This window comes from Bradyrhizobium sp. CCBAU 53351 (assembly GCF_015291745.1).
In the GTDB taxonomy this organism is placed as follows: Bacteria; Pseudomonadota; Alphaproteobacteria; order Rhizobiales; family Xanthobacteraceae; genus Bradyrhizobium.
The window spans coordinates 1,027,890-1,050,696 of record NZ_CP030059.1; the positions used below are offsets into that span (position 1 = coordinate 1,027,890).

Consider the following 22,807-nt stretch of genomic DNA (forward strand, 5'->3'; position numbering starts at 1 on the left):
GCGAGGTGAGAATTACGCCCCGATCGCGATTTTCGGCTCGGCGTCCGCGTTGGCGGCCATTTCGCGCAGCGCGCGCCGGTACTCGACCGGCATCACCTTGCGGAATTTGGGCAGCCAGTCCTTCCAATTGGCGAGGATGTCGGCGGCGCGCTTGGAGCCGGTGGCTTTCGCGTGGCGCGAGATCAGGACGTGCAGCCGCTCGACGTCGGAGGCGAGCAGGTTCTTGAACACGTCGACCCGGCCATGCGCTTCGAGGTCACCGGAGTGGTGATAGGTGCCGGCGTTGATCAGCTCTTCCGACAGCACCGGCTCGAGCTCGACCATCGCCATGTTGCACAGCCTGTCGAAGTCGCCGGTCTCGTCGAGCACATAGGCGATGCCGCCGGACATGCCGGCCGCGAAGTTGCGCCCGGTCTTGCCGAGCACGACCACGATGCCGCCGGTCATGTATTCGCAGCAATGATCGCCCGCGCCCTCGACCACGGCGACCGCGCCCGAGTTGCGCACGGCGAAGCGTTCGCCGGCGATGCCGCGGAAGTAGCACTCGCCCTCGATCGCGCCGTACATCACGGTGTTGCCGACGATGATGCTCTCTTCAGGCACGATGGCCGAATTTCTCGGCGGCTTGACGATGATCTTGCCGCCCGAGAGGCCCTTGCCGACATAGTCGTTGCCTTCGCCTTCGAGCTCGAAGGTGACGCCGTGGGCGAGCCAGGCGCCGAAGGCTTGTCCCGCGGTGCCCTTGAGGCTGACATGGATGGTGTCATGCGGCAGGCCGGCATGGCCGTAGATCTTGGCGACCGTGCCGGACAGCATCGCGCCGGCCGAGCGGTTGGTGCTGTTGATCGTGGCCTCGATCTTCACTGGCGCGCCGCGGTCGAGCGCAGGCTGCGCCTTCTCGATCAGCGAGCGGTCGAGCACCGCCTCCAGATGATGGTTCTGGCGCTCGGAGTGATAGATCTTCTGACCCTTCTCTTCCTTCTGCTTGACGAACAGCTTCGAGAAGTCGAGCCCCTTGGCCTTCCAATGCGCGACCAGCTTGGTCTGGTCGAGCAGTTGCACCTGGCCGACCATCTCGTTGAAGGTGCGGAAGCCGAGCGAGGCCATGATCTCGCGGACTTCCTCCGCGACGAAGAAGAAGTAGTTGATCACGTGCTCGGGCTGGCCGGTGAAGCGCTTGCGCAGGACGGGGTCCTGGGTCGCGACGCCGACCGGGCAGGTGTTGAGATGGCACTTGCGCATCATGATGCAGCCGGCCGCAATCAGGGGCGCGGTGGCGAAGCCGAACTCGTCCGCGCCGAGCAGCGCGCCGATCACGACGTCACGGCCCGTGCGGAAGCCGCCGTCGACCTGGACCACGATGCGGCTGCGCAGCCGCTCGCGCACCAGCGTCTGGTGGGTTTCGGCAAGGCCGATCTCCCACGGCGAGCCGGCATGCTTGATCGAGGTCAGGGGCGAAGCACCGGTGCCGCCCTCGAAGCCCGCGATGGTGACATGGTCGGCGCGCGCTTTCGCAACGCCCGCGGCGACCGTGCCGACGCCGATCTCCGAGACCAGCTTGACCGAGACGTCGCCCGCCGGGTTGACGTTCTTGAGGTCGTAGATGAGCTGCGCCAGATCCTCGATCGAGTAGATGTCGTGGTGCGGCGGCGGCGAGATCAGGCCGACGCCCGGCGTCGAGTGCCGGACCTTGGCGATGGTCGCGTCGACCTTGTGGCCGGGCAGCTGGCCGCCTTCGCCGGGCTTGGCACCCTGCGCCATCTTGATCTGCATCATGTCGGAGTTGACGAGATACTCCGTGGTGACGCCGAAGCGGCCCGAGGCGACCTGCTTGATCGCCGAGCGCATGGAATCGCCGTTCGGCATCGGCTTGAAGCGGTCGGCTTCCTCGCCGCCTTCGCCGGTATTCGACTTGCCGCCAATCCGGTTCATGGCGATCGCGAGCGTGGTGTGTGCCTCGCGCGAGATCGAGCCGAAGCTCATCGCACCCGTGGCGAAGCGCTTGACGATGTCCTTGGCCGGCTCGACCTGGTCGAGCGGGATCGGCTTGCGCTTCTCTTCCTCGGCGTTCTTGATCCGGAACAGGCCGCGCAGTGTCAGCAAACGCTCCGACTGCTCGTTGAGGATCTTTGCGAAGGCGCGATAGCGCTCCTGCGAATTGCCGCGCGCGGCGTGCTGGAGCAGCGACACCGATTCCGCGGTCCAGGCATGGTCCTCGCCGCGGCTGCGATAGGCATATTCGCCGCCGACATCGAGCGCCGTCTTGTAGACCTGCGCGTCCCCGAACGCATCGGCATGACGGCGCACGGCTTCTTCGGCGATCTCGCCGAGACCGACGCCCTCGACGCGGGTATGCGTGCCGGCGAAGAACTTTGCGACGAAGTCGGCCTTGAGGCCGACCGCGTCGAAGATCTGCGCGCCGCAATAGGACTGGTAGGTCGAGATGCCCATTTTGGACATCACCTTCAGGAGGCCCTTGCCGATCGACTTGATGTAGCGCTTGACGATCTCGTAGTCGTCGAGCGAGCCGGGCAGGCGGTCCTTCATCGCGATGATGGTCTCGAACGCGAGGTATGGATTGATCGCTTCCGCGCCGTAGCCGGCAAGGCAGGCGAAGTGATGCACTTCGCGCGGCTCACCGGATTCGACGACGAGGCCGACGGAGGTGCGCAGGCCCGTGCGGATCAGGTGATGATGCACCGAAGCACAAGCCAGCAGCGAGGGGATCGGCACCCGGTCGGTGCCGACCATGCGGTCGGACAGGATGATGATGTTGACGCCCTCGCGCACCGCGCTCTCGGCGCGCGCGCAGAGCTCGTCCAGCACCTGGTCCATGCCGGCCGCGCCGAGCCCGGCGTGGAAGGTGGTGTCCAGCGTGCGCGACTTGAAGTGAGTGTCGGCCACGTCCGAGATCGAGCGGATCTTTTCGAGGTCCGCGTCGGTCAGGATCGGCTGGCGCACTTCGAGGCGCTTGGTGGTGGCCATGCCCTGCAGGTCGAACAGGTTCGGCCGCGGCCCGATGATCGAGACGAGGCTCATCACCAGCTCCTCGCGGATCGGGTCGATCGGCGGATTGGTGACCTGCGCGAAGTTCTGCTTGAAGTAGGTGAATAGCGGCTTGGCCTTGTCCGACAGCGCCGAGATCGGCGTGTCGTTGCCCATCGAGCCCGCGGCTTCCTCGCCGGTGGCGGCCATCGGCGTCATCAGGATGGCGATGTCTTCCTGGCTGTAGCCGAACGCCTGCTGGCGATCGAGCAGCGAAAGGTTCGAGCGCACGCCCGTCGTCGGGACCTTCGGCAGCTCTTCGAGGACGATCTGGGTCCGCTCCAGCCACTCCTTGTAGGGATGGCTCTTGGCGAGCTCGGCCTTGATCTCGTCGTCGGGAATGAGACGACCTTGCTCGAGGTCGACCAGCAGCATCTTGCCGGGCTGCAAGCGCCACTTGGTGATGATCTGGTCCTCGGGGATCGTCAGCACGCCCATCTCGGACGCCATCACGATGCGGTCGTCCTTGGTGACGAGATAGCGCGCGGGCCGCAGGCCGTTGCGGTCGAGCGTGGCGCCGATCTGGCGGCCGTCGGTGAAGGCGATCGCGGCGGGGCCGTCCCATGGCTCCATCAGCGCGGCATGATATTCGTAGAAGGCGCGGCGCTTCTCATCCATCAAGGGATTGCCGGCCCACGCCTCCGGGATCATCATCATGACGGCGTGCGGCAGCGAGTAGCCGCCCTGCACCAGGAATTCGAGCGCGTTGTCGAAGCAGGCGGTGTCCGACTGGCCTTCGTAGGAGATCGGCCAGAGCCGGTTGATGTCCTTGCCGTACAGCTCGGAGCTTACAGAGGCCTGCCGCGCCGCCATCCAATTGGTGTTGCCGCGCAGCGTGTTGATCTCGCCGTTATGCGCGATCATGCGATAGGGATGCGCCAGCGACCAGGCCGGGAAGGTGTTGGTCGAGAAGCGCTGGTGAACCAGCGCGAGCGCGCTCTCGAAATCCTTCTCGTGCAGGTCGGGATAGTACTTGCCGAGCTGGTCGGCGAGGAACATGCCCTTGTAGATCACCGTGCGGCAGGACATCGAGCAGGGGTAATAGCCCGCAAGCCCGCGGTCGCGGCGCTGGTAGATCGCCTGCGAGATCGACTTACGCAGGATGTAGAGCCGGCGCTCGAAATCGTCCTCGGTCTTGGCGGTGCCGTTGCGGCCGATGAACACCTGCATGCAGGCAGGCTCGGTCGGCTTCACGGTGACGCCGAGCGAGGAATTGTCGGTCGGCACGTCGCGCCAGCCGAGCAGGGTCAGGCCCTCTTCCTTGATCTGGTCGGCAATGATGCTCTTGATGACGTTGCGCCAGGCGGTGTCGCGCGGCATGAACAGCGCGCCGATGGCGTATTCGCCGGGCTCCGGCAGCGCGAAGCCGATCTCCTTCGCCTTGCGGCTGAAGAAGGCGTGCGGGATCTGCACCAGGATGCCGGCGCCGTCACCGGCGCGCGGGTCGGCGCCGACGGCGCCGCGGTGCTCGAGGTTGCAGAGGATGCTCAGCGCGTCCGCGACGATCGCGTGCGACTTCTGGCCCTTGATGTTGGCGATGAAGCCGACGCCGCAGCTATCCTTCTCCAGGCTCGGATCGTACAGGCCTTCGGCCGGAGGGCGCGAATTATGCTCCTGGATCGGATCGGTCGTTTTCGAGGCGACCGTCGCCGACAGCTCTTCTGCCACGATGCTTGCGCGCTCGAATTGCGACCCGTTCATTGTTCCAATCCTCTCCATGCGGCAAGCTGCCTCACCGCCATCTTCGGCGCACCTTGGGCGTTCCGCGGCACCCGCCTCTGGGTCACCGCTCGTCCGCTAGCGAGCCGCATTTTCTTAAATTCAGGCCTAGGCGTTCTTCGTCCCCGAGAACGGCTTTGCCTGTTGCCTTCTTGGTGCTCGAGAGCACCGACTTTCGCTGCAATCCCTATGCCGGAACCGCAAGCAAAATTGAGACAGTCTTCCTGTCCTAACCATCACCTTGCCAAATTTTTGTCTAGCACACAAGCGTGCGGAAGTCCCGATTCCCGATATGTCAATCAATCGCTTTCCGAAAGTTGCGCAGCCTCGATTTCGGAGCAAACGCGCCCCGATCCGGCCCTGTGGGCGCCGAAATCCCAAATGAAGCTTCGCCTCAGCCCTTCGAACCGAGCGCCACGCTGCAAGAAGCGAAAGAGCGCGAGGCATTCGAGGGCCGACAGGAGCGTATCGACCATGAAGTTTTTCACAGGATGTGTGGCCGCTGCCACGCTGGCGCTGGCCGCAAGCGCGGCTCAAGCCCAAGTTCCCGCGAACGGTATCGCAGGAGGGGGCATGATCGCGGTGTCGGATTTCGACGGCCCCTACGCGCCGCCTGAAGCCGCCGCGCCACCGCCGCCGCGCTACGGCTACGGTTATGGCTATGAGGAGCGCGGCCCGGCGCCCGCGCTGTTGCCGGCCACCGAGGTCTATGCGGTTCTGCGCGACAACGGCTTCTCGCCACTCGGCATTCCGCGCTTGCGCGGTGGCGTCTACACCATCGCGGTGATTGACCGCCGCGGCGACGACGGGCGGCTCGTGATCGATGCCCGCGACGGGCGGATCATCCGCTTCCTGCCGGCCGCCGATGCCTACGGCATGGCGCCCGCCTATGAGGACCGCGCGGTCGCCCCTTTCGGCCCGCAAACCGCGCTGCCGCCGCCGACCATGGTCCGCAGCGGCCCGCCGCGCCCGCCGGCTGCGATCCCGCATGTCGCATCTCGCGCCGTGCCGCTGCCCAAGGCAGCCCCACGGCGCAGCGAGACGCCGGTCGCCGCGGCGAAGCCGGCCGAGCCAGTGACGCAGCAGCAGGCACCGGTCCCGCAAGCTCCCGCACAGCAGACCGCTGCCGTGCAGGCAAAGCCTGTCGAGGCCGCACCGCCGGCCGCCGCGCCGACTGTCGGTCAAGCCAAGCCGGCGCCTGCGATCCTGCCGACACAGGACATGCCTGCCGCGCAGGGGCTGGATTAGCGCTGTCCGTTTGGCGCGACGGCGTCAGCCGCACCCAACGCTGTCATCCCTGCGAACGCAGGGATCCGTACCGCGTGATCTATCGGTGGGGATGAGGTGCGAGTACCGGTCTGCTGGTCTTCGCCAAACTGCTCCCTGTGGTTATGGGTCCCTGCGTTCGCAGGGACGACAGCGGTAATTGCGGAGAAGTCGGGCCAAGCAAAAAGCGCCTGAGCAATTCAGGCGCCTCCCGCATTTCAGCAATCACCTCAGCTCCGCGGATACCCCGCCGCCTCCAGGATCAGGTTCGCCACTTCCTTCGGGTGCGAGACCAGCGAGAGATGGCCGGCATCGAGCTCGACCGTGGTGGCGTTCATGCGCTTGGCGAGGAAGCGCTCGAGATCGGGGTTGATGGTGTAGTCGTTCTTCGAGACCGCGTACCAGCTCGGCTTCGCATGCCACGCCGCTTCCGTGGTGCGGCCGGCGAAGATCGAAGACGCGGTCGGCCATTGCACGGCGTAGAGCTCCTTCGCCTGCTCCGGCTTCACGCCGTTGGCAAAATACTTCAGGAAGGCATCTTCCGAGAGTTTTGTGGTGCCACCGCGCTCGACGATGCCGGCACGGGCAGGGCCCGCGGGAAACTGCTTCGACAGCGCGACGAAATCCTCGTTCGCATCGGGGGCGCGGGCTGCGACATAGACGAGGCCGGTCACTTTCGGGTCGGTGCCGACCTGGCTGATCACGGTGCCGCCCCAGGAATGCGCGACCAGCACGGTCGGACCATCCTGCTCGGCCAGCGCGCGCTTGGTCGCTTCGACGGAGTCGGCGAGCGATGACAGCGGATTCTGCACGGCCGTCACATGCAGGCCCACGGCCTGCAGGATCGGGATCACCTCCGACCAACTGGAGCCGTCGGCCCAGGCGCCGTGCACCAGCACGACGTTGGTCGCCTTCACGGTCTGCGGTGTCTGTGCGTGAGCGAGGCTGATAGGAGCCGCCAGCAGGCTCGCGGCGACGAAAAGGCTGCGCCAAAAAGTCATGATCGTTCTCCGTCTTGTTCTTGGGGTCGATGCCCAAAGGACGGAGAGCGCGGCCACCCTGTTACGCGGCCTCACCGCTCTGTGATGCAGCGCAAATAAAAACGCCCCGGGGCACCGGGGCGTTTTCGTAACCTGGAGATGACGCGCGCTGATTACGCGGCGACTTGCGCGGCCGAGTTCTCGATCACCTGCGCCTTCGCGCTGGTGTTGATCGCGATCTGGCGCGGTTTCTTCGCCTCGGGAATCTCGCGGACGAGGTCGACATGGAGCAGCCCGTTCTCGAGCGAGGCGTCCTTCACCTGCACGAAGTCGGCGAGCTGGAAGGCGCGCTCGAAGGCACGCGCGGCGATGCCGCGGTAGAGCACTTCGTTCTTGCTGTTCTCGTTGGCGACCTTTTCGCCCTTGATCGTCAGCGTATTTTCCTTCGCGACGATGGAGAGCTCATCCTTGGCGAAACCCGAAACCGCGACGGTGATGCGGTAGGCGTTCTCGCCGGTGCGCTCGATATTATAGGGGGGATAACCGGGGCTGCCGTCCGAACTGGCCTGGTCGAGCAGGCTGAAGAGGCGGTCGAAGCCGACGGTGGAACGATAGAACGGGGTGAGATCGTAGCTACGCATGGTCAAGTCCTCCATTGAGCGACTGTTGGTAACCCGCCCGCCAATCGGGCCGGGCTTTAGTCTGTGTGCAGCCTGATGTTCCGGTTCCGAAACACTGGTAGCGGCCTGCACGAAGGTGATATGGGTGGAACGAGACGGCGTTCAAGAGGGCGGCATTGGCGCCTTTTCGGCGCTTTAGCCCCTTGATTTGCAGTACTTGCCGCCTATGACGCTGGTCTCGATCCCGTCCAATCCCGTTCCCGAAAACGTCGTCAGCGGTACCATCAAGACTCCCGATGGCGTCGAGTTGCGCTTTGCGCGCTGGGCACCGCCGGCTGGCCGCAAGGGCACCGTCTGCGTCTTCACCGGGCGCAGCGAGCAGATCGAGAAATATTTCGAAACGGTGCGCGACCTGCGCGACCGCGGCTTTGCGGTGGCGATGATCGACTGGCGCGGGCAGGGCCATTCCTCGCGCCGCCTGCGCGATCCCCGCAAAGGTTATGTCCGCGATTTCTCCGATTTCGAGATCGACGTCGAGGCCTTCGTGCAGCAGGTGGTGCTGCCGGATTGCCCGCCGCCGTTCTTCGCGCTGGCTCATTCCATGGGCGGCACGGTGCTGCTGCGGGTGGCGCATGCGGGCAAGCGCTGGTTCGACCGCATGGTGCTGTCGGCACCGATGATCGACCTGCCCGGCCGCACCACGTCGTTTCCGGTACGGGCGCTATTGAAGACGATGCGCCTGCTCGGGCAGGGCGGCCGCTACGTTCCCGGCGGCAGCGACCGCCTCACCGGGCTCGATCCCTTCATCAACAATCCCGTGACCAGCGATCCGGTCCGCTATGCGCGCAATGCCGCGATCCTGGAGGAAGATCCCACGCTCGGACTGGCGTCGCCGACCGTCGCCTGGGCCGATACCGCCTTCCGCGCGATGCACACGTTCAAGGGCAAGAACTACCCCTCCCAGATCCGCCAGCCGATCCTGATGCTGGCGGCTTCCAACGACACCGTGGTCTCGACCGCGGCGATCGAGGAGTTCGCCTATCATTTGCGCGCCGGGTCCCATCTCGTGATCGCCGGCGCCAAGCACGAGATCCTGCAGGAGCAGGATCGCTACCGCTCCCAGTTCTGGGCCGCCTTCGACGCCTTCGTGCCGGGCACGCCGCTGTTCAAGTGAGGAGAGAGCGCGTTATCGCGCGACAGACTCTGTCATGCCCGGGCTCGTCCCGGGCATCCACGATCTTTGCGCCGCCGAAGCAAGGCGTGGATGGCCGGGACAAGCCCGGCCATGACGACGACGAGACCTGGCCCGCTACAGCGTCTTCAGATACTCGATCAGATCGTAGCGCTCGGCGTCGTCCTTGAAGATGCGGCCGATCACACCGGGGCGTTTCGGCTCGCCGTCCTTGCGCTCGAAGGAATGGCCCTGCACGCTGTTGCCCTGGACCGGCTTGCCGTCCGATCCCGTCGCAGAGAACTCCGTCTCACCCGTCTTGCACTTTTCGTCTGCGCTGACCGCGAAACCGACGGTCTCGGGATCATAGTCGCGGCGGCCCATGCAGAATCTTTGCGGTCGCTCGCCCGCCGGCTTCAGCAGCCAATACAGCGAGGGCACCGAACCGTTGTGCAGGTAAGGCGCCGTGGCCCAGATGCCGTTCAGCGGCCGCGCGCGATAGCGCGGATCGGGCGCGGGATTGAGGCAGTTCTTGCGCGCGAGATTCCAGATTTTCGCCCGCTCGGCCTCCGGGACCTTCTCGTCGTCCATCCATTTGCGGGCGACGAGGTCGACCACGGTCATGAGGCCGAGCGCATACACCATCTCGTTCGGCGATTTGCTCGCGGTCGGGATCTCGCATTGCCACCATTTCTGCAGGTCGGCCGTATTCACCTTCAGGAAGCCGGGCACGTCGACGACCCTGTTGCTGAGAACGAGCGATTGTTCGGGGTCCGTCTTGATCTCGTCGAGGGGGATCGTCACCGCGTTCAGGACCTGGCTGTCGCCGCTCGGCTCCCAATGCTTCGATGACCAGAAGGCCGGGGTGTCGGTGGCCGGCAGGTGGCATCCGGAGCACATCTCGGCATAGATGGCGCGGCCGCGCTCGACGCGATCGGGCTTCAGCCGCCATGCATCGCCGAGGATCTGCGACGGCCATTTCGGCGCGAGCAGGCCGCCGAACTTCGGACCGGTGGAAGGATCGGGCGACTTGAACGGATCGGGGCCTCTCAGCATGTCCTCGATCCAGCCGAGCGTCCTGATGTTCACCGAGGAGCGCCAAGTCCTGTCCTCCGGGTAGGCGTCGGACAGGTTGAGCAGCGCGGTCACGCCGAGCGCTTCGCCGGCATTGCGGATCAACGGCTGCTCGATCGAAGCGTCGTATTGGGCGAACTTGAACCACGGCACGGTCCAGATCGCGGGATAGCTGACCGGGGCGTCCTGGGCGTGCAGATTCTTCTCGAATCCCTTGACCCCGCTCAGCGCGAGATCCTGCGAGAAGACCTGGTTGCCGATGCGGTTGAGCGCGTCGAGGCGGCCGAACCCTTCTTCTGTGTCCTTCTGCTGCTTGCCGTCCCAGGTCTTCTTGCCTTCAACCGTTTTTTCCTGGGTTTGCGCCCAGTCGATCAGGAACGTAGCGGTTGCGCTGAGCTTCTGCTTGAGCGCGGCGCGGTCCGTCTTGCTGGCATCGGGGCCGAGCACGCGATCGGCAAAGCGCTGAAAGCGGAACGGGACGTACAGCGTGTAGGCGATCGACAGACCGGTGGAGAGCTCCAGCTTCTTCAGGTCGGTCATGGCCGGGCCACCGTCGAAGCGGACGTCCACGCCCTGGTAGTGGATCTGGCCGGTGTGGCAGGCCGCGCAGGTCAGTCCGATCTTGTCCTCCTCGCGACGGCCAGTCGCGGGATCGACGACGCCCGTCATCCGGGCGAAGCCGACCGGCAGGCCGTCGACGTTCTCCGCCGGCGTCCACCTGGTCGACCAGTCAGGCACCTGCGTCGTCTCGTAGACATTGGCGTAGCCGAAGCGGCGCAATGTCGTCGTGTCGGTCTGGATCGACTGCGGGCTCGGGATGAAACCGAAGCTTTCGAGATAGGCGCTGTCCTTCATCATGCCCGGCTTCGAGAACAGATGGAGGCGCGGCTGCTCCAGCGCCATGAACCACTCATAGGGCACCGGGAAGGTCGCGGTGCCCTGGCTGGCATGATGGAACCAGTGCCGGTCCTTCAGCGACCAGTTCTGCTCGAGCCAAAAGGCGGCCTTCGTCTCCGGCACCGCAGGCAAAGGCGGCGGAAGCAGATTCACGAGGATGCCCTTTTGGGGCAGCATGGCGCGAACCTGGTTGGGGAATTCGGCGATGGCCACCAAGGCGACGAGGCCTAGGCCGAGGACGAACGCCGTCAGTGCCACCGCCCAGCGGAAACGGAGCTGGCAGGTGGACAGCAGCGGCTGCGACACGATCCGCTGATTGATGCGGTCGGGGAATCTGCGCTCGTTGAAAAGGGTGCGCACGTCGGCGACGCTGAGATAACGCTCCGCGTCCGTCTTGCCCTTGCCGATGATCTTCAAAAGGATGGGCCATTCGAACTTCATCAGCAGCGGGTAGTACCAGCGGGCGTCGCTGCCGGCGCGCTTGAGGTTGTCGCGCATGAAGGTGTTGATTTCCGCGGCGTTGAGGCCGGGCTCGCTGCCGCCGGTGTTCGGGTCGGTGTAGGTCCGGCCGTAGCTCGCGAGCCGCGCGATCTCGTCCTCGTTGACCTTGCCGTCGACGCCGAGGATGCGCGAGCCGGCTCCGCGCTTGTCGAGCGGACCGCCGCGCAGTGCGTCGAGCTGCGCGCCCGACCAGATGCTCTTCAGGATGTGCTTGAAGCCGTTGGCGATGAGCGCAACGCCGCGGACCTGGATGCGGGCCGAGACCTTCTTCAGCCCCGTCTCGCCGGTCGCATTCGCGATGGTCTGCGACAGCGTGTTGAGTGGCACGGTACCGCCCTCGACGAAGCCTTCGCCGACGAGGCCGCGCAGGAACGGGCATGGATTGTTCGGCGAGACCGGGATCGAGGGATCGAAGGGGGGCTTCGAGGCGGGGTGATGCATGGCCCAAATCCTGAAAACAGCGAATCGCGAAATGGCGCGCCGATCAAGCGCGGAAAGTCCTAACAAACCGGCAGCAAGCTATACTACTTGAGCGTGTGGCGAAGTGTGGCCGAATTCACTGTTCTGTCAATAAAGGCAGGCGCGTCCCGGCCAAGACGTAGCAGAACGCCCCGAGGGGAGCGCGCGCCCGCCGGTCAGGACTCGGCGACGCGTTTGACGTCGCTCTGGACCAGGGTCAGCTTGCCGAGCGGCACGCCGGCCTTCAGCAGGCCCTCGCGATAATGGGCGAGATTCTCGGGCTTCTTCCAGTGGAAGTTGCGCAAGTGACGATCGACATTGAGGGTCGGGTAGTTGCTCATCAGCACGTGGACGGCTTCGCTCGCCTCGTCGCTTCGTCCCAATTGTGCCAGGGCGGCGGCACGGATCGCCAGCGCCTGCATGTGGTTGGGGTTGATGTAGAGCTGCTCCCGCGCCCACGACAAGGTCGCGTCATATTGGCGCAACAGATAGTGGCTGAAGGCGTTCAGTGCCGCCCATTGGTAGCGCGGGTCGCTGTTGTCGCGCTGCGAGGCCATCGAGAACAGCTCGATCGCCTCGCGGTGCTCGCCGATCACGAAATGGCAGATGCCGAGCACGCCGCGCGCGCCGTTGTCGTAGGGGTTGAGCGCGACCGCGCGCTTGGCGGCGTCCATCGCCGCCTCGTAATGCCCTTCCATGGCATGAGCCCAGGACAGGATGGAGAACGCAAAGGACGAGCGCGGATCGAGGCGGACGCTGGTTTCGGCGAGGTTCATCGCCTCGGCCCACATCTCGCGCGTGCCCTTGACCCAGCCGAACTGGATGCTCTGGATCTGGATCGTGGCGAGATAGGCGTGCGCGATCGACAGTTTGGGATCGACCTCGATGGCCTGGCGGAACAGATCGACGGCGGCGGCGAGGTCTTCCTTGGTCTGCCGATAGTAATGCGACAGTCCCTTGAGAAAGCGGTCCCAGGCCGTCACGTCGGTTGACAGCCGCGCCGGCGCCGAGGCCTCGGCCCGGACGATCTCGGTGGCGATGGCGGCGGACAGGTTGGTCGTGATCTCGTCCTGCATCGCGAAGAAATCGCCGATGTCGCGGTCGTAACGGCCGGTCCAGAGCTGCTCGCCGGTCTCCGGTGCGATCAGCTCCGCGGTGACGCGGATCTTGGCGCCGGCGCGCCGCACCGAGCCCTGGATCAGATAGGTGGCGTCGATCTCGCGCGCGATCAGGCGGGTGCTGGTGTTCTTGCCCTTGAAAGCGAAGGTCGAGTTGCGGCTCAGCACGCGATAGAAGGATTGCAGCGACAGCGCGTGGATCAGATCTTCGGTGAGGCCGTCCGAGAAATATTCGTCCTGGGCGTCGCTGAGATTGGCGAAGGGCAGCACGCCGACGATCGCCGTGCGGTACTGTTGCGACAGCGCCGATGCTTCCCGCAATTCGGGGGCCAGCGCCGGTGCCCCGTCGGGCATCCAGGTAAAGACCCCGATCGGATCCTTGATGTTCTTGAAGCGGTGGTTGCCGGCATCAGTCAGCGGCACGGACAGATGCTTGCTGGCCTCGCGATAGGCCTTGGCCGAAATCGCGAAGCCGCCCGGGCTCGCCACCGATTCGAGGCGGACGGCGATGTTGACATCGTCACCGAAGACCTCGTCCTCGTCGGCGATGACGTCGCCCATGTGGATGCCGAGGCGGAACTGCATGGCGCGGTCGGCGGGCAGATGGTGGTTGCGCTCCGCCATCAGCGTCTGCATCGCGATCGCGGCCTCGGTGGCGCCGACGATCGAGGGGAACTCGAGCAGGAAGCCGTCGCCGGTGTTCTTCACGACGCGGCCGCCGTGATTGAGGATGATGGGGTGGATCGCGCTGCGATGGGCCTTGAAGGCGGCATGGGTGCCGGCCTCGTCGCTGCCCATCATGCGCGAATAGCCGGCGACATCGGCGCAGACAATGGCGGCCAGACGTCTTTCCATATTCTCGCAGCTCCAAGGGAGGACAGACCGGCCACGAAATGGCAGTCGCCTCGAATCCCGCATTTCAAGAACCCTGCCTTTATAGAGCAGAAGCGGCCGGGCGATAGTAGTATCCGCATTGCAAATTCGAGGTAAATCCTACGCAATTCCGGCGGTGGACGGGACGGGACGAACGGACTATGCCCGTGCTCCCGAGGCGAGGGCACGTCGCATATGCTGGGCATTCACGAAATCTGGCTGTTCATCCTGTCGGGGGTGCTGCTCAACATCACGCCGGGGCCTGATTCCGTCTACGTCATCGGCCGCAGCATGCAGATGGGCTGGCGGGGCGGAGCCGCGGCCGCATTCGGCATCAGTTGCGGCTGTTTCGTCCATGTCGCGGCCGCGGCGATCGGCCTTTCGGCCCTGCTGATGGCCTCGTCCACTGCCTTTTCGATCCTGAAGCTGGTCGGCGCGGCCTATCTGGTCGTTACCGGACTTCAGATGCTGTGGTCACGGCCGGTGCTGGCGGCGGTCAGGGACGACGCCGAGCGCAGCTCGCTGCGGCGGGTCTTCCTCCAGGGCGTCTTCACCAACGCGCTCAATCCCAAGGTCGCGCTGTTCTTCCTGGCTTTCCTGCCGCAATTCGTCGCAGCCGACTCGGCCCACAAGCCGCTGGCCTTCCTGACGCTCGGCCTGATCTTCATCTTCACGGGAACGCTGTGGTGCCTGGTGCTGGCAGCGTTCGCGGCGAAAGCCGCGCACCGGCTGCGCGCATCCGAGGGCGCCATCGCCTGGGTCAACCGCGCGCTCGGCGGCCTCTTCATCTATCTCGGCATCCGCGTCGCCATGCTGGAGAGCCGGTAGCTCGTTCGAACGAATGAGGGAAGCTGCCCCGATCGGGGCGGCGCTCGGGAGGTTTCGATGATTCGTGGAAGCTGTCTGTGCGGCGCCGTGCGTTTCGAGATCGGCAAGGTGCGCGCGCTGACGCATTGCCATTGCGCCAATTGCCGCAAGCTGACCGGAGCCGCATTCGCCACCTATGCCCATGTCGATGCCGACAAGTTTCGCTTCGTGGCCGGCGAGGACGCGACCGTGGCTTATGAATCTGCGCCGGGGAGCTTCCGCTATCGCTGCAAGACCTGCGGCTGCTTGACGCCGGGCAATGCAAGCTATCTTCCGACCGTCAGCGTTCCCGCCGGCCTGCTCGACGACGATCCGCAAACCCGGCCCCGCCTGCACGTCTTCACATCCTCGCGCGCGCCATGGTGGACGATTGCGGACGATCTGCCTCAGCACGAAAAATGGGTGCCTGGTTACGAGCCGAAATCGTAGGATCAGGCGAATTCCTTCACCAGCGCGCTGCCGGCGAGATAGAGGCCCAGTAAAATCATCGCGATCAGGAACCAGCGGCGGAAGGCTTCCGCCGGCATCCGCGCCCGTACCGACTGGCCGATGAACATGCCGGCAAAGGCCATGGCCATGCCGACGGCGCCCGGCACGGCATTGGCTGGAGTCAACAGGCCGACGGCGGTCAGGTTGAAGGCGAGTGCCAGCGTCGCCGTCGTGAAGAACACGCCGAGCGCCTGCACCAGCTCGTCCTTCTCCATGCCGATCGCCTGCATGAACGGCATCGAGGGGATCACCTGCACCCCGGTCGAGGCCGAGATCATGCCGGTGATGATTCCGACCACGCCGCCGACCCATTTCTCGTTCCTGGGCGAGACGTGGAACTGGAACTTGTTCAGCCCGATCACGGCATAGATGACGAGCAGGACGCCGAGCACGATCGTGCCGTAGCGCGCATGCGGGCCGGTCAGCGCGCCGGCATTGAGCCAGCAGCCGATCACGGTGCCGATCATCAGCGGCCACAGCCGCCGCAGGATGTCGCGCAAATACGGGCCGACGAAGGTCTGCCAGATGTTGGTGACGATGGCGGGCACGATCACGATCGCGATGGCGCGGCTCGGCGCCATGCTCACCGCGAGCAGGCCCATGGAGACCGTCGGCAGGCCGAGCCCGACCACGCCCTTGACGAATCCGGCGAGCAGGAAGACGGCGGCGATGAGGATCAGGAGCGGGTCGATCATGCCTGCACATTGACCGAAGCTGCGCGGGCGCACAATCTGGAGGTTACGGAGTAAGCCTTCGCTTGGAACGAAGGCTGGGAGACCTGTCCATGCGCTTCGACCTTGTCGACCTCCAGCTCTTCATCGCGGTCGCCGACCAGCGCAGCATCACCCGCGGCGCGGAGCGGTCGCATCTGGCCCTGGCCTCGGCCAGCGCGCGCATCAAGGGGCTCGAAGACGCGCTCGGCGTCGCGCTGCTCAAGCGCGGCCGCCGCGGCGTCGAATTGACCGCGGCCGGCGAGAGCCTGCTCGACCATGCGCGGCTCGTCATCCACCAGGTCGACGCCATGCGCGGCGATCTCGCGGGCTTTGCCTCTGGCGTGCGCGCCAGCGTGCATTTCCTCGCCAACACTTCGGGCCTGTCGGAGCATCTGCCCAAGGCGCTGGCGAGCTTCCTGCGCGAGCATCGCGACGTCGCCGTCGACATCGAGGAGCGCGAGAGCACCGACATCGCCGCCGCGATCACCGCGGGCGCCGCCGATCTCGGCTTCGCCGCCGAGCACGCGCTGGCCGAGCATATCGAGCGCTTCGTGTTCAGCGAGGACCGCCTCACGCTGGTGACCGCGCGCCGTGGTCCGTTCGCCGGCCGGCGCCAGATCGACTTCCAGGAGGCGGGGGCCTGCGACTTCGTCGGCCTGACCAGCGCCACCGCGCTGCAGATGCACATCTCGAAACATGCGGCCCGGCTCGGCATGCGCCCGCATTTCCGCGCGCGCCTGCGCGATTTCGACGCGATCTGCCAGATGGTCGCCGCCGACGTCGGCGTTGCCCTGGTGCCGGAATCCGCCGCCCGCCGCTGCGCAAAGCTGATGCCGCTGGCCATGGTCCGCCTGCGCGATGCCTGGGCGAACCGCCGCCTCGTGATCTGCGCGCGCAGCTTCAAGGCACTGCCGCGGCCGGCCAAGATGCTGGTGGAGCATTTGCGGGCGGCGGCGGTGTGAGCGGGGCTTCCGAGAGTTACTTCGTCGTCTCCACCCCGGCGTCCTTGATCACCTTGGCCCACTTCGTCGTCTCATCCGCGATGAAGCTGCGAAAATGCTCCGGCGCGTCGCCGACCAGCGTCGCGCCCTGGGCTGCGAGCTTCTCCTTCACCGCGGGATCCGCCATGGCTTTGGTCGCGAGTGCATGGAGTGCGGTGACGATGTCTTTCGGCGTGCCCTTCGGCGCGACCATGCCGTACCAATTCTCGACGCGCAGATTGGGAAAGCCGGCTTCCGAAAGGGTCGGCACGTCGGGCGCGGTCGGCGCGCGCTCGGCCGAACCGATCGCGATCGGCTTCAACGCCCCCGCCTTGACCTGCGGCAGCAGCACGGGGAGATCGAGGAACGTCATCTGCACCTGCTGGCCCAACAGGTCGTTCACCGCCGGCGCGGCCCCGCGATAAGGCACGTGCACGATGTCGATCCCGGCCGTCAGCTTGAACAATTCGCCGGCGAGGTGCGGCAGGCTGCCGGGGCCGGAGGAGGCGAAATTGAGCTTGCCGGGCTGCGCCTTGGCCAGCGCAATCAGCTCGCCGATATTTTTCGCCTCCACATTGGTGGCGACCACGAGCATTTCCGGCACGGTCGCAACCAGCGTCACCGGCGTGAGATCGGTCTGCGTGTCGTAGGCGACTTTCTCCATGCTCGGGCTGATCGCGAGCGCGCCGGCCGAGGAGATCGCGATGGTGTAGCCGTCGGGCGGAGCCTTGGAGACGGCGTCGGTGCCGAGCACGCCGCCCTGGCCGCCGCGATTGTCGATCAGCACCGGTTGGCCCGACAGCTCCGACATGCGCTGGCCGATCACACGCGCGATGATGTCGTTCGGCCCGCCGGCCGGGAACGGCACGATCAGCTTGATCGGTTTGGCGGGGAAATTCTGCGCCGCCACCGCTGACGGCAGCAGCAGGAACAAGCCAAGAAGAAGCCGGCGTGAGATGGTCATGCAAGCCTCCCGCTCGCGTTTGTTATTGGTTCAAGAGCTTCAGTGCTTCTTCGTGAACCCTGGCGTCCCCGGCCGCGACGATGCGGCCGCCGCCCTGGGCCGGCTTGCCCTCCCAGGTGGTGACGACGCCGCCGGCGCCGGTCACGATCGGGATCAGCGCGGCGATATCGTACGGCTTCAACTCGGTCTCGACCACGAGGTCGACGTGGCCCGCGGCGAGCATGCAATAGGAGTAGCAGTCGCCGCCATAGCGCGACAGCCGGGCGCCTTGCTCGATGCGGCCGAAGATGGCGCGGTCGCGCTCGTTCATCAGCAAGGGGCTGGTGGTGTAGGTCGTGGCTTCCGAAAGCGAGGCGCAGCGGCGAACCTGCAGCCGACGCTCGCCGGAGGGGCCCTTGTAATTGGCCGAGCCGTTGTCGCCGGAGAAGCGCTCGCCGATGAAGGGCTGGTGCATCATGCCGAACACCGGCGCGCCCTTGTGCAGCAGCGCGATCAGCGTCCCCCAGATCGGAAAGCCCCCGATGAAGGATTTGGTACCGTCGATGGGATCGAGCACCCAGACATAGTCGGCGTCCTCGCCCTCGTTGCCGAATTCCTCGCCGACGATGCCGTGCTGGGGGAAGTTGGCCTTGATCAGCCGGCGCATCACCGCCTCGGCGGCGCGGTCGGCTTCGGTGACCGGATCGAAATCCTTGGTCTTGCTCTTGTCGTCGATCGACAGAGAGGTGCGGAAGAACGGCAGGATGGTTTCGCCGGAGGCGGTGGCGAGCCGTCCGATGAAGGCGGAGAAATCGATCACCGTCACAGGCCAATCCTCAAAGCGAAAGTTGGGTGAAGCTCGGCTCCTGCCTAGCTCAATTCGCCTCCCGCGTGCAGCGCTGTCTTGATTTGCACCCTGGTATTTTGGATGCCGAAGCGGATTGCCCCATTCAAGTCATCCGCTGGACAAATATCGATCACGGCATTGAAAACTTAGTTCCGACCGTGCCTCGTTCGTATGCAAACGTCTATCAAGCCATTGAATTTCCTTATCAAAGAAACTGAATCTGGGTTTCCATGGAAGCAACTGAGCCATGTGCATATTGCATGGGAAATGGCTCAAAAGCCCTTGCGCTTTGTGCGGCGCGGTCGCATATTGTTGCGGTGCGGTAGCGCTTGGCGTTACCGCTGCCCTCCTTGGGCGTTTCCTCCCTAGACTTGGGCCGCTTGCGTCATTCGCGAGCGGCCCTTTTTTCTTGCCGCAGTCGTTTTCATTTCGGGGCGCGCAAGCTTGCGAAGCGAAAGCGCGCTCGCGCCTGGGGCATCGTCGTTCGGGAGAGAAGCCGGCGCCTATTCCGCCGCGGCCTGGAACGGGCCGAGGTCGGCGAACGGAATCGTGGTCGCCAGCACGTCGGCGAGAACGCCGAAGTCGGCCGCCACTTGTGCAAAGCGCGGGCTGCGCTCGCGTCGCCGCTCGTCCATGTAGATGGCGCGGTTGAGCTCGAGCTGCACCGCGTGCAGGCCGCTCGCGGGATTGCCGTAATGCTCGGTGATGAAGCCGCCGGCATAGGGCTTGTTGCGGCCGATCGAATAGCCGAGCCCGGTCATGGTCTCCTCGACCCGGTCGGGCAGCAGCGGCGTGCAGCTGGTACCGTAGCGGTCGCCGATCACGACGTCGGGCCGGCGCGGCTCGTCCCTGCTGACACCGACCGACGGCATCGAGTGGCAGTCGACCAGCACCACGGTGCCGAACATCTGGTGCACCTTGTTGATCAGCCGGCGCAGCGCGCGATGGTAGGGTTTGTACAGCGTCTCGATCCGCCCCAGCGCATCGTCGACCAGGATGCGGTCGCGATAGATCTCCTGGCCGTCGCCGACCACGCGCGGAATGGTGCCGAGACCGCCGGCGACCCGCATCGAACGGGTGTTGGCGAAGCTCGGCAGGCGGCCGGTGAACATGCGCGGGTCGAGCTCATAGGGCTCGCGATTGACGTCGACATAGGAGCGGGGAAAGTTGACCCTGACGGTTGGAAAGCCGCGCTCGCTCAAATGGCCGATCAGCTCGTCCATGAAGGAGTCTTCGGACCGGCGCAGCGTCGTGAGGTCGATCCTGGACGCGGCAAGGAATTCGTCCGGATAGGTCGAGCCGGAATGGGGCGAGTTGAAGATGACCGGCGCGCGCCATTGCGCGGGCTCTACGATCTCGAAGGCTGGCGACGTCTCGCCGTCAAACCGGGTCATCTTCTCAGGCTTCGTCCCTTCGCGCCGGCATCTGGCAGGGGCCAGACCGCAGTGATTCGGCCGATGGATGCGGCTCTTATGTGTCGTCATTGTCCGGAATCGCAACCATTCTGCCAAGCGAAAAGATGTAGCGGTCCCTTGGAACACGTCTTAACCGTGCGGGCAGGGAGGCGGGGATGCGCCGGCGCGGTTCGATTGCTTCGAGCCGTTTTCCGGTTCACAAGGGTGCGGCAGCGCGAGCCGGCCCAGGGTAAAGATTTTCACCCCAAATTTACCCTCTGTCGGGCTTAGTGATCTCTGCTGATATCCTCTGGGGATGCGACGATTCCTGCCATGCCAAAGATCCTGCTCGCCGAAGATGACAACGACATGCGCCGTTTCCTGGTCAAGGCGCTGGAAAACGCCGGTTTTCAGGTCTCGTCCCATGACAACGGCATGGCCGCCTATCAGCGGCTGCGCGAAGAGCCGTTCGAGATGCTGCTCACCGACATCGTGATGCCGGAGATGGACGGCATCGAGCTCGCCCGCCGGGCCTCGGAACTCGACCCCGACATCAAGATCATGTTCATCACCGGCTTCGCCGCGGTCGCCCTGAACTCGGATTCGGACGCCCCCAAGAATGCCAAGGTGCTGTCCAAGCCCGTGCACCTGCGCGAATTGGTCAGCGAAGTGAACAAGATGCTGGCGGCCTGAATAGGCCTCCTTCCGTCCTTGCGCCGGGTCCCCTGAGCCGTTATAGGGACCCCACCCGACCCAAGTGGACTTTTAGGGCACGTAGCTCAGCGGGAGAGCACTACCTTGACATGGTAGGGGTCACAGGTTCGATCCCTGTCGTGCCCACCACGCTTCGCCAAAAGGCGTCGCGTGGCGCAACCACGCCCAATAAAGGCGAAGCGTGTCCGGCGTAGCTCGCAGAGCGAAGACGGACCTAGGTGCCTTGCTCGGTATCTCCGAACGAATCGCGCCGTCCCGGATGACGCTTGCGTCCCATCCGGGCTACGATGCCGTCTCTGACGTGAGACCGCCCATGAGCATATCCGTCATCGAGCAAGCCAAGATCCAGGCGCAGGTGCTGGTGCCGCTGGTCAAGGCGCTGCAGGCCGAGCTCGGCGCGGCGCGGGCCAACGCGCTGGTGCGCAAGGCGCTCGGCGATCTCTATCGCGGCTTCGGCGAGGAATTCTGGAAGGCCAAGAAAGAGAGCGACCTTGGCAAGGCCGTGTCCTCGGCCTTCAGAACCTACGCCCGCGACGACGCGCTCGCCTATGACGTGATCGAGCAGTCACACGACGCCTTCGCGTTCGATGTGACGCGCTGCGCCTATGCCGAGTTCTACAAGGCGCTGGGCGAGCCGGAGCTCGGCTTCCTGCTGGTCTGCACCGCCGACTTCGCGACCGCGGAAGGGTTTGGCGCTGACGTCCGGCTCACGCGCACGCAGACGATCATGCAAGGCGCCGATCGTTGCGACTTCCGCTACCGGCGCGATAAGGGTGGAGCGCCATGAAGGCAATGATCAGGGCGATCTGCCCTGCCATGGTGTTGCTGGCGTCGATCGCCCTGCGCGCTGAGGCTGGGATCGTCGATTGGCAAGCCGAGCTCCAGCGCTGCCGCGAACTGCGCCAGAACGTGGCGCCGTTGCTTCAGGCCGGCGAGGGGATCTCCGCCGTCGGCCGCTCCAGCAGATCCGTTCGCCGTTGCCTCTGGATCCAGCGCATGGCGGTGCGCAGGAAAATCCCCGGCGCGGAGATGTGGTAGCCAGAGCGTCCATCAGGACCGGTTCTTCCGCCCGAGCAGCACGTCCTTCAGCCCGGTTGGATAGAGGTGCGGTCCGCCCGCGACATCGAGATCGGCAAGGTCGAACCAGCGCGCGACGATCTCTTCGCCGTTGTCCTCGCGGAAGTCGATGCGGTCCTGGCCGGCGAATGCGCCGTCCGGAAACGCGATCTCCGCGATGAACATCACCTCGTGGCCGGTCGATCCCTCATGCACAAAGATGTTCTCCATCATCCGCGGCTCGCTCGTGATGGCGACGTCGATGCCGAGTTCTTCGCTGAACTCGCGCACCAGCGCGGCCTGCCAGCTCTCGCCAAACTCGATCTCACCGCCGAGCGGGCGCACGCCCTTGATCCGCCCCGCATCATCGCGCACCTCGGCCGCCAGCAGCCGCCCGCCGCGCCAGTGCAGGCCGAGCGCGACGGCGCGGATATGGGAGTGAGGGCGCCAAATGGTCATGGAGAATCGTTATCGCGCTCGCCAAAGCTGCGCAATGCGCGGAAGGCGAAGTCTTGTCGGGCCGGATCCGCCACACCCCCGGCATGCAAGAGCGTCGCGACCTTGATCCGCGACGGGCCGCCTGCCATTGTCCACGCGTCCACCACGGCGACGATGCCCATGCGTCGTTTGCCGATGCGAAAAGAGGCGAGCAACCGAGATGAGCGGCGTGAACAAGCCTGGCGGCAACTATTTGCCGGTCATCATTCACAGTGGAATTGCCTATGTCAGCGGCCAGCTACCCCGTCGCGGCGAGGACCTGCTGTGTGCAGGCAAGGTCGGCGCCGACGTCGATATCGCGGCCGCGCAGGAGGCTGCGGCACTCTGCGCCGATCTCTGCATCGCCGCCATCAACCACGCCACAGGCGGAGAGGACAGGATCGTCCAAATCCTGCAGGTCGTGGGATACGTCGCGTCAGCGCCTGGATTTACCCAGCAGTCGCAAGTCATGAACGGGGCTTCCGACCGGCTGATCGAACGCCTCGGCGATCGCGGCCGCCACACGCGGACGTCCGTCGGCGTCGCCGAGTTGCCGCGAGGGGCTCCGGTCGAATTGAACATGATTGCCGCCGTTCGATCGTAG

Annotated in this window: 21 protein-coding genes and 1 tRNA gene; 11 read left to right on the plus strand and 11 right to left on the minus strand. The window is 65.2% G+C overall.

Going from position 1 to position 22,807, the window contains the following annotated elements; translation table 11 throughout:
- Positions 1-12 precede the first annotated feature (12 nt).
- Positions 13-4,746, minus strand: coding sequence for a glutamate synthase large subunit (gene gltB / locus XH83_RS04915; protein ID WP_194405933.1), 4,734 nt, complete (start codon positions 4,744-4,746; stop codon positions 13-15).
- Between the two features lie 492 nt (positions 4,747-5,238).
- Between gltB and XH83_RS04920 the strand changes: the two genes are divergently transcribed.
- Positions 5,239-6,012: a hypothetical protein gene (locus XH83_RS04920; RefSeq protein WP_194405934.1), complete on the plus strand. Its 774-nt coding sequence runs from the start codon at positions 5,239-5,241 to the stop codon at positions 6,010-6,012.
- Positions 6,013-6,260: 248 nt separating this feature from the next.
- On the opposite strand, the gene XH83_RS04925 is transcribed toward XH83_RS04920, so the two are convergent.
- Both XH83_RS04925 and XH83_RS04930 read right to left on the minus strand, forming a co-directional pair.
- On the minus strand, positions 6,261-7,031 hold the full coding sequence (locus XH83_RS04925; RefSeq protein ID WP_194405935.1) for an alpha/beta fold hydrolase: 771 nt from the start codon (positions 7,029-7,031) through the stop codon (positions 6,261-6,263).
- Between the two features lie 152 nt (positions 7,032-7,183).
- Positions 7,184-7,651: an Hsp20 family protein gene (locus tag XH83_RS04930; RefSeq protein WP_194405936.1), complete on the minus strand. Its 468-nt coding sequence runs from the start codon at positions 7,649-7,651 to the stop codon at positions 7,184-7,186.
- Positions 7,652-7,856: 205 nt separating this feature from the next.
- Here XH83_RS04930 and XH83_RS04935 point away from each other — a divergent pair, with 205 nt between their 5' ends.
- Positions 7,857-8,804, plus strand: coding sequence for an alpha/beta hydrolase (locus tag XH83_RS04935; protein WP_194408171.1), 948 nt, complete (start codon positions 7,857-7,859; stop codon positions 8,802-8,804).
- Positions 8,805-8,939: 135 nt separating this feature from the next.
- Here XH83_RS04935 and XH83_RS04940 read toward each other — a convergent pair whose 3' ends face one another.
- Together XH83_RS04940 and XH83_RS04945 are read right to left on the minus strand one after the other, a co-directional pair.
- Positions 8,940-11,714, minus strand: coding sequence for a di-heme-cytochrome C peroxidase (locus XH83_RS04940; protein WP_194405937.1), 2,775 nt, complete (start codon positions 11,712-11,714; stop codon positions 8,940-8,942).
- A 194-nt stretch (positions 11,715-11,908) separates the two neighbouring features.
- A complete protein-coding gene (locus tag XH83_RS04945; RefSeq protein WP_194405938.1) occupies positions 11,909-13,705 on the minus strand; it encodes an adenylate/guanylate cyclase domain-containing protein in 1,797 nt (598 codons plus the stop codon).
- Between the two features lie 213 nt (positions 13,706-13,918).
- On the opposite strand from XH83_RS04945, the gene XH83_RS04950 reads away from it, so the two are divergent.
- Both XH83_RS04950 and XH83_RS04955 read left to right on the plus strand, forming a co-directional pair.
- A complete protein-coding gene (locus XH83_RS04950; RefSeq protein ID WP_194405939.1) occupies positions 13,919-14,551 on the plus strand; it encodes a LysE family translocator in 633 nt (210 codons plus the stop codon).
- 57 nt (positions 14,552-14,608) lie between these two features.
- Positions 14,609-15,019 carry a GFA family protein gene (locus tag XH83_RS04955; protein ID WP_194405940.1) on the plus strand — a complete coding sequence of 137 codons (411 nt, stop codon included), beginning with the start codon at positions 14,609-14,611 and terminating at the stop codon, positions 15,017-15,019.
- Between the two features lie 2 nt (positions 15,020-15,021).
- Here the strand turns inward: XH83_RS04955 and XH83_RS04960 are convergent, their stop codons facing one another.
- Positions 15,022-15,774, minus strand: coding sequence for a sulfite exporter TauE/SafE family protein (locus XH83_RS04960; protein WP_194405941.1), 753 nt, complete (start codon positions 15,772-15,774; stop codon positions 15,022-15,024).
- Between the two features lie 89 nt (positions 15,775-15,863).
- Between XH83_RS04960 and XH83_RS04965 the strand changes: the two genes are divergently transcribed.
- On the plus strand, positions 15,864-16,754 hold the full coding sequence (locus XH83_RS04965; protein ID WP_194405942.1) for a LysR substrate-binding domain-containing protein: 891 nt from the start codon (positions 15,864-15,866) through the stop codon (positions 16,752-16,754).
- 16 nt (positions 16,755-16,770) lie between these two features.
- Here XH83_RS04965 and XH83_RS04970 read toward each other — a convergent pair whose 3' ends face one another.
- Together XH83_RS04970 and hisN are read right to left on the minus strand one after the other, a co-directional pair.
- On the minus strand, positions 16,771-17,736 hold the full coding sequence (locus XH83_RS04970) for a tripartite tricarboxylate transporter substrate binding protein (protein WP_194405943.1): 966 nt from the start codon (positions 17,734-17,736) through the stop codon (positions 16,771-16,773).
- Positions 17,737-17,758: 22 nt separating this feature from the next.
- Entirely contained in the window at positions 17,759-18,541 is a 783-nt protein-coding gene (gene hisN, locus XH83_RS04975; RefSeq protein WP_194405944.1) for a histidinol-phosphatase, read from the minus strand.
- Between the two features lie 26 nt (positions 18,542-18,567).
- Between hisN and XH83_RS04980 the strand changes: the two genes are divergently transcribed.
- Complete coding sequence (locus XH83_RS04980; RefSeq protein ID WP_194405945.1) at positions 18,568-18,780, plus strand: hypothetical protein; 213 nt, start codon at positions 18,568-18,570, stop codon at positions 18,778-18,780.
- A gap of 285 nt (positions 18,781-19,065) precedes the next feature.
- On the opposite strand, the gene XH83_RS04985 is transcribed toward XH83_RS04980, so the two are convergent.
- Entirely contained in the window at positions 19,066-19,956 is an 891-nt protein-coding gene (locus tag XH83_RS04985; RefSeq protein ID WP_194405946.1) for an N-formylglutamate amidohydrolase, read from the minus strand.
- A gap of 333 nt (positions 19,957-20,289) precedes the next feature.
- On the opposite strand from XH83_RS04985, the gene cpdR reads away from it, so the two are divergent.
- The 4 genes from cpdR (at position 20,290) to XH83_RS05005 (ending at position 21,708) form a co-directional block, all read left to right on the plus strand.
- Positions 20,290-20,649, plus strand: a complete 360-nt coding sequence (gene cpdR / locus XH83_RS04990) for a cell cycle two-component system response regulator CpdR (RefSeq protein ID WP_007597092.1) — start codon at positions 20,290-20,292, stop codon at positions 20,647-20,649.
- A 75-nt stretch (positions 20,650-20,724) separates the two neighbouring features.
- A tRNA-Val gene (locus XH83_RS04995) sits at positions 20,725-20,799 on the plus strand.
- A gap of 184 nt (positions 20,800-20,983) precedes the next feature.
- Positions 20,984-21,457: an L-2-amino-thiazoline-4-carboxylic acid hydrolase gene (locus XH83_RS05000; RefSeq protein WP_194405947.1), complete on the plus strand. Its 474-nt coding sequence runs from the start codon at positions 20,984-20,986 to the stop codon at positions 21,455-21,457.
- Positions 21,458-21,462: 5 nt separating this feature from the next.
- Positions 21,463-21,708, plus strand: coding sequence for a hypothetical protein (locus tag XH83_RS05005; protein WP_194408172.1), 246 nt, complete (start codon positions 21,463-21,465; stop codon positions 21,706-21,708).
- A 12-nt stretch (positions 21,709-21,720) separates the two neighbouring features.
- Here XH83_RS05005 and XH83_RS05010 read toward each other — a convergent pair whose 3' ends face one another.
- Both XH83_RS05010 and XH83_RS05015 read right to left on the minus strand, forming a co-directional pair.
- Positions 21,721-22,185, minus strand: a complete 465-nt coding sequence (locus tag XH83_RS05010) for an NUDIX hydrolase (protein ID WP_194405948.1) — start codon at positions 22,183-22,185, stop codon at positions 21,721-21,723.
- Positions 22,182-22,346 carry a hypothetical protein gene (locus tag XH83_RS05015; protein ID WP_194405949.1) on the minus strand — a complete coding sequence of 55 codons (165 nt, stop codon included), beginning with the start codon at positions 22,344-22,346 and terminating at the stop codon, positions 22,182-22,184. The genes XH83_RS05010 and XH83_RS05015 overlap by 4 nt, the downstream gene beginning before the upstream one ends.
- A 38-nt stretch (positions 22,347-22,384) precedes the next feature.
- Between XH83_RS05015 and XH83_RS05020 the strand changes: the two genes are divergently transcribed.
- A complete protein-coding gene (locus XH83_RS05020; protein WP_194405950.1) occupies positions 22,385-22,807 on the plus strand; it encodes a RidA family protein in 423 nt (140 codons plus the stop codon).

What these genes read in the sequence shown, in the direction of transcription:
- cpdR (WP_007597092.1), top strand. Translation starts at nt 20,290, where the DNA reads ATGCCAAAGATCCTGCTCGCCGAAGATGACAACGACATGCGCCGTTTC.
- gltB (WP_194405933.1), bottom strand. Translation starts at nt 4,746, where the DNA reads ATGAACGGGTCGCAATTCGAGCGCGCAAGCATCGTGGCAGAAGAGCTG.
- XH83_RS05005 (WP_194408172.1), top strand. Translation starts at nt 21,463, where the DNA reads ATGATCAGGGCGATCTGCCCTGCCATGGTGTTGCTGGCGTCGATCGCC.
- XH83_RS04940 (WP_194405937.1), bottom strand. Translation starts at nt 11,714, where the DNA reads ATGCATCACCCCGCCTCGAAGCCCCCCTTCGATCCCTCGATCCCGGTC.
- XH83_RS04930 (WP_194405936.1), bottom strand. Translation starts at nt 7,651, where the DNA reads ATGCGTAGCTACGATCTCACCCCGTTCTATCGTTCCACCGTCGGCTTC.
- XH83_RS04950 (WP_194405939.1), top strand. Translation starts at nt 13,919, where the DNA reads ATGCTGGGCATTCACGAAATCTGGCTGTTCATCCTGTCGGGGGTGCTG.
- XH83_RS05000 (WP_194405947.1), top strand. Translation starts at nt 20,984, where the DNA reads ATGAGCATATCCGTCATCGAGCAAGCCAAGATCCAGGCGCAGGTGCTG.
- XH83_RS04955 (WP_194405940.1), top strand. Translation starts at nt 14,609, where the DNA reads ATGATTCGTGGAAGCTGTCTGTGCGGCGCCGTGCGTTTCGAGATCGGC.
- XH83_RS05020 (WP_194405950.1), top strand. Translation starts at nt 22,385, where the DNA reads ATGAGCGGCGTGAACAAGCCTGGCGGCAACTATTTGCCGGTCATCATT.
- XH83_RS05010 (WP_194405948.1), bottom strand. Translation starts at nt 22,185, where the DNA reads ATGACCATTTGGCGCCCTCACTCCCATATCCGCGCCGTCGCGCTCGGC.
- XH83_RS04920 (WP_194405934.1), top strand. Translation starts at nt 5,239, where the DNA reads ATGAAGTTTTTCACAGGATGTGTGGCCGCTGCCACGCTGGCGCTGGCC.
- XH83_RS04945 (WP_194405938.1), bottom strand. Translation starts at nt 13,705, where the DNA reads ATGGAAAGACGTCTGGCCGCCATTGTCTGCGCCGATGTCGCCGGCTAT.
- XH83_RS04985 (WP_194405946.1), bottom strand. Translation starts at nt 19,956, where the DNA reads ATGACCCGGTTTGACGGCGAGACGTCGCCAGCCTTCGAGATCGTAGAG.
- XH83_RS04925 (WP_194405935.1), bottom strand. Translation starts at nt 7,031, where the DNA reads ATGACTTTTTGGCGCAGCCTTTTCGTCGCCGCGAGCCTGCTGGCGGCT.
- XH83_RS05015 (WP_194405949.1), bottom strand. Translation starts at nt 22,346, where the DNA reads ATGGGCATCGTCGCCGTGGTGGACGCGTGGACAATGGCAGGCGGCCCG.
- XH83_RS04970 (WP_194405943.1), bottom strand. Translation starts at nt 17,736, where the DNA reads ATGACCATCTCACGCCGGCTTCTTCTTGGCTTGTTCCTGCTGCTGCCG.
- XH83_RS04935 (WP_194408171.1), top strand. Translation starts at nt 7,857, where the DNA reads ATGACGCTGGTCTCGATCCCGTCCAATCCCGTTCCCGAAAACGTCGTC.
- XH83_RS04960 (WP_194405941.1), bottom strand. Translation starts at nt 15,774, where the DNA reads ATGATCGACCCGCTCCTGATCCTCATCGCCGCCGTCTTCCTGCTCGCC.
- XH83_RS04965 (WP_194405942.1), top strand. Translation starts at nt 15,864, where the DNA reads ATGCGCTTCGACCTTGTCGACCTCCAGCTCTTCATCGCGGTCGCCGAC.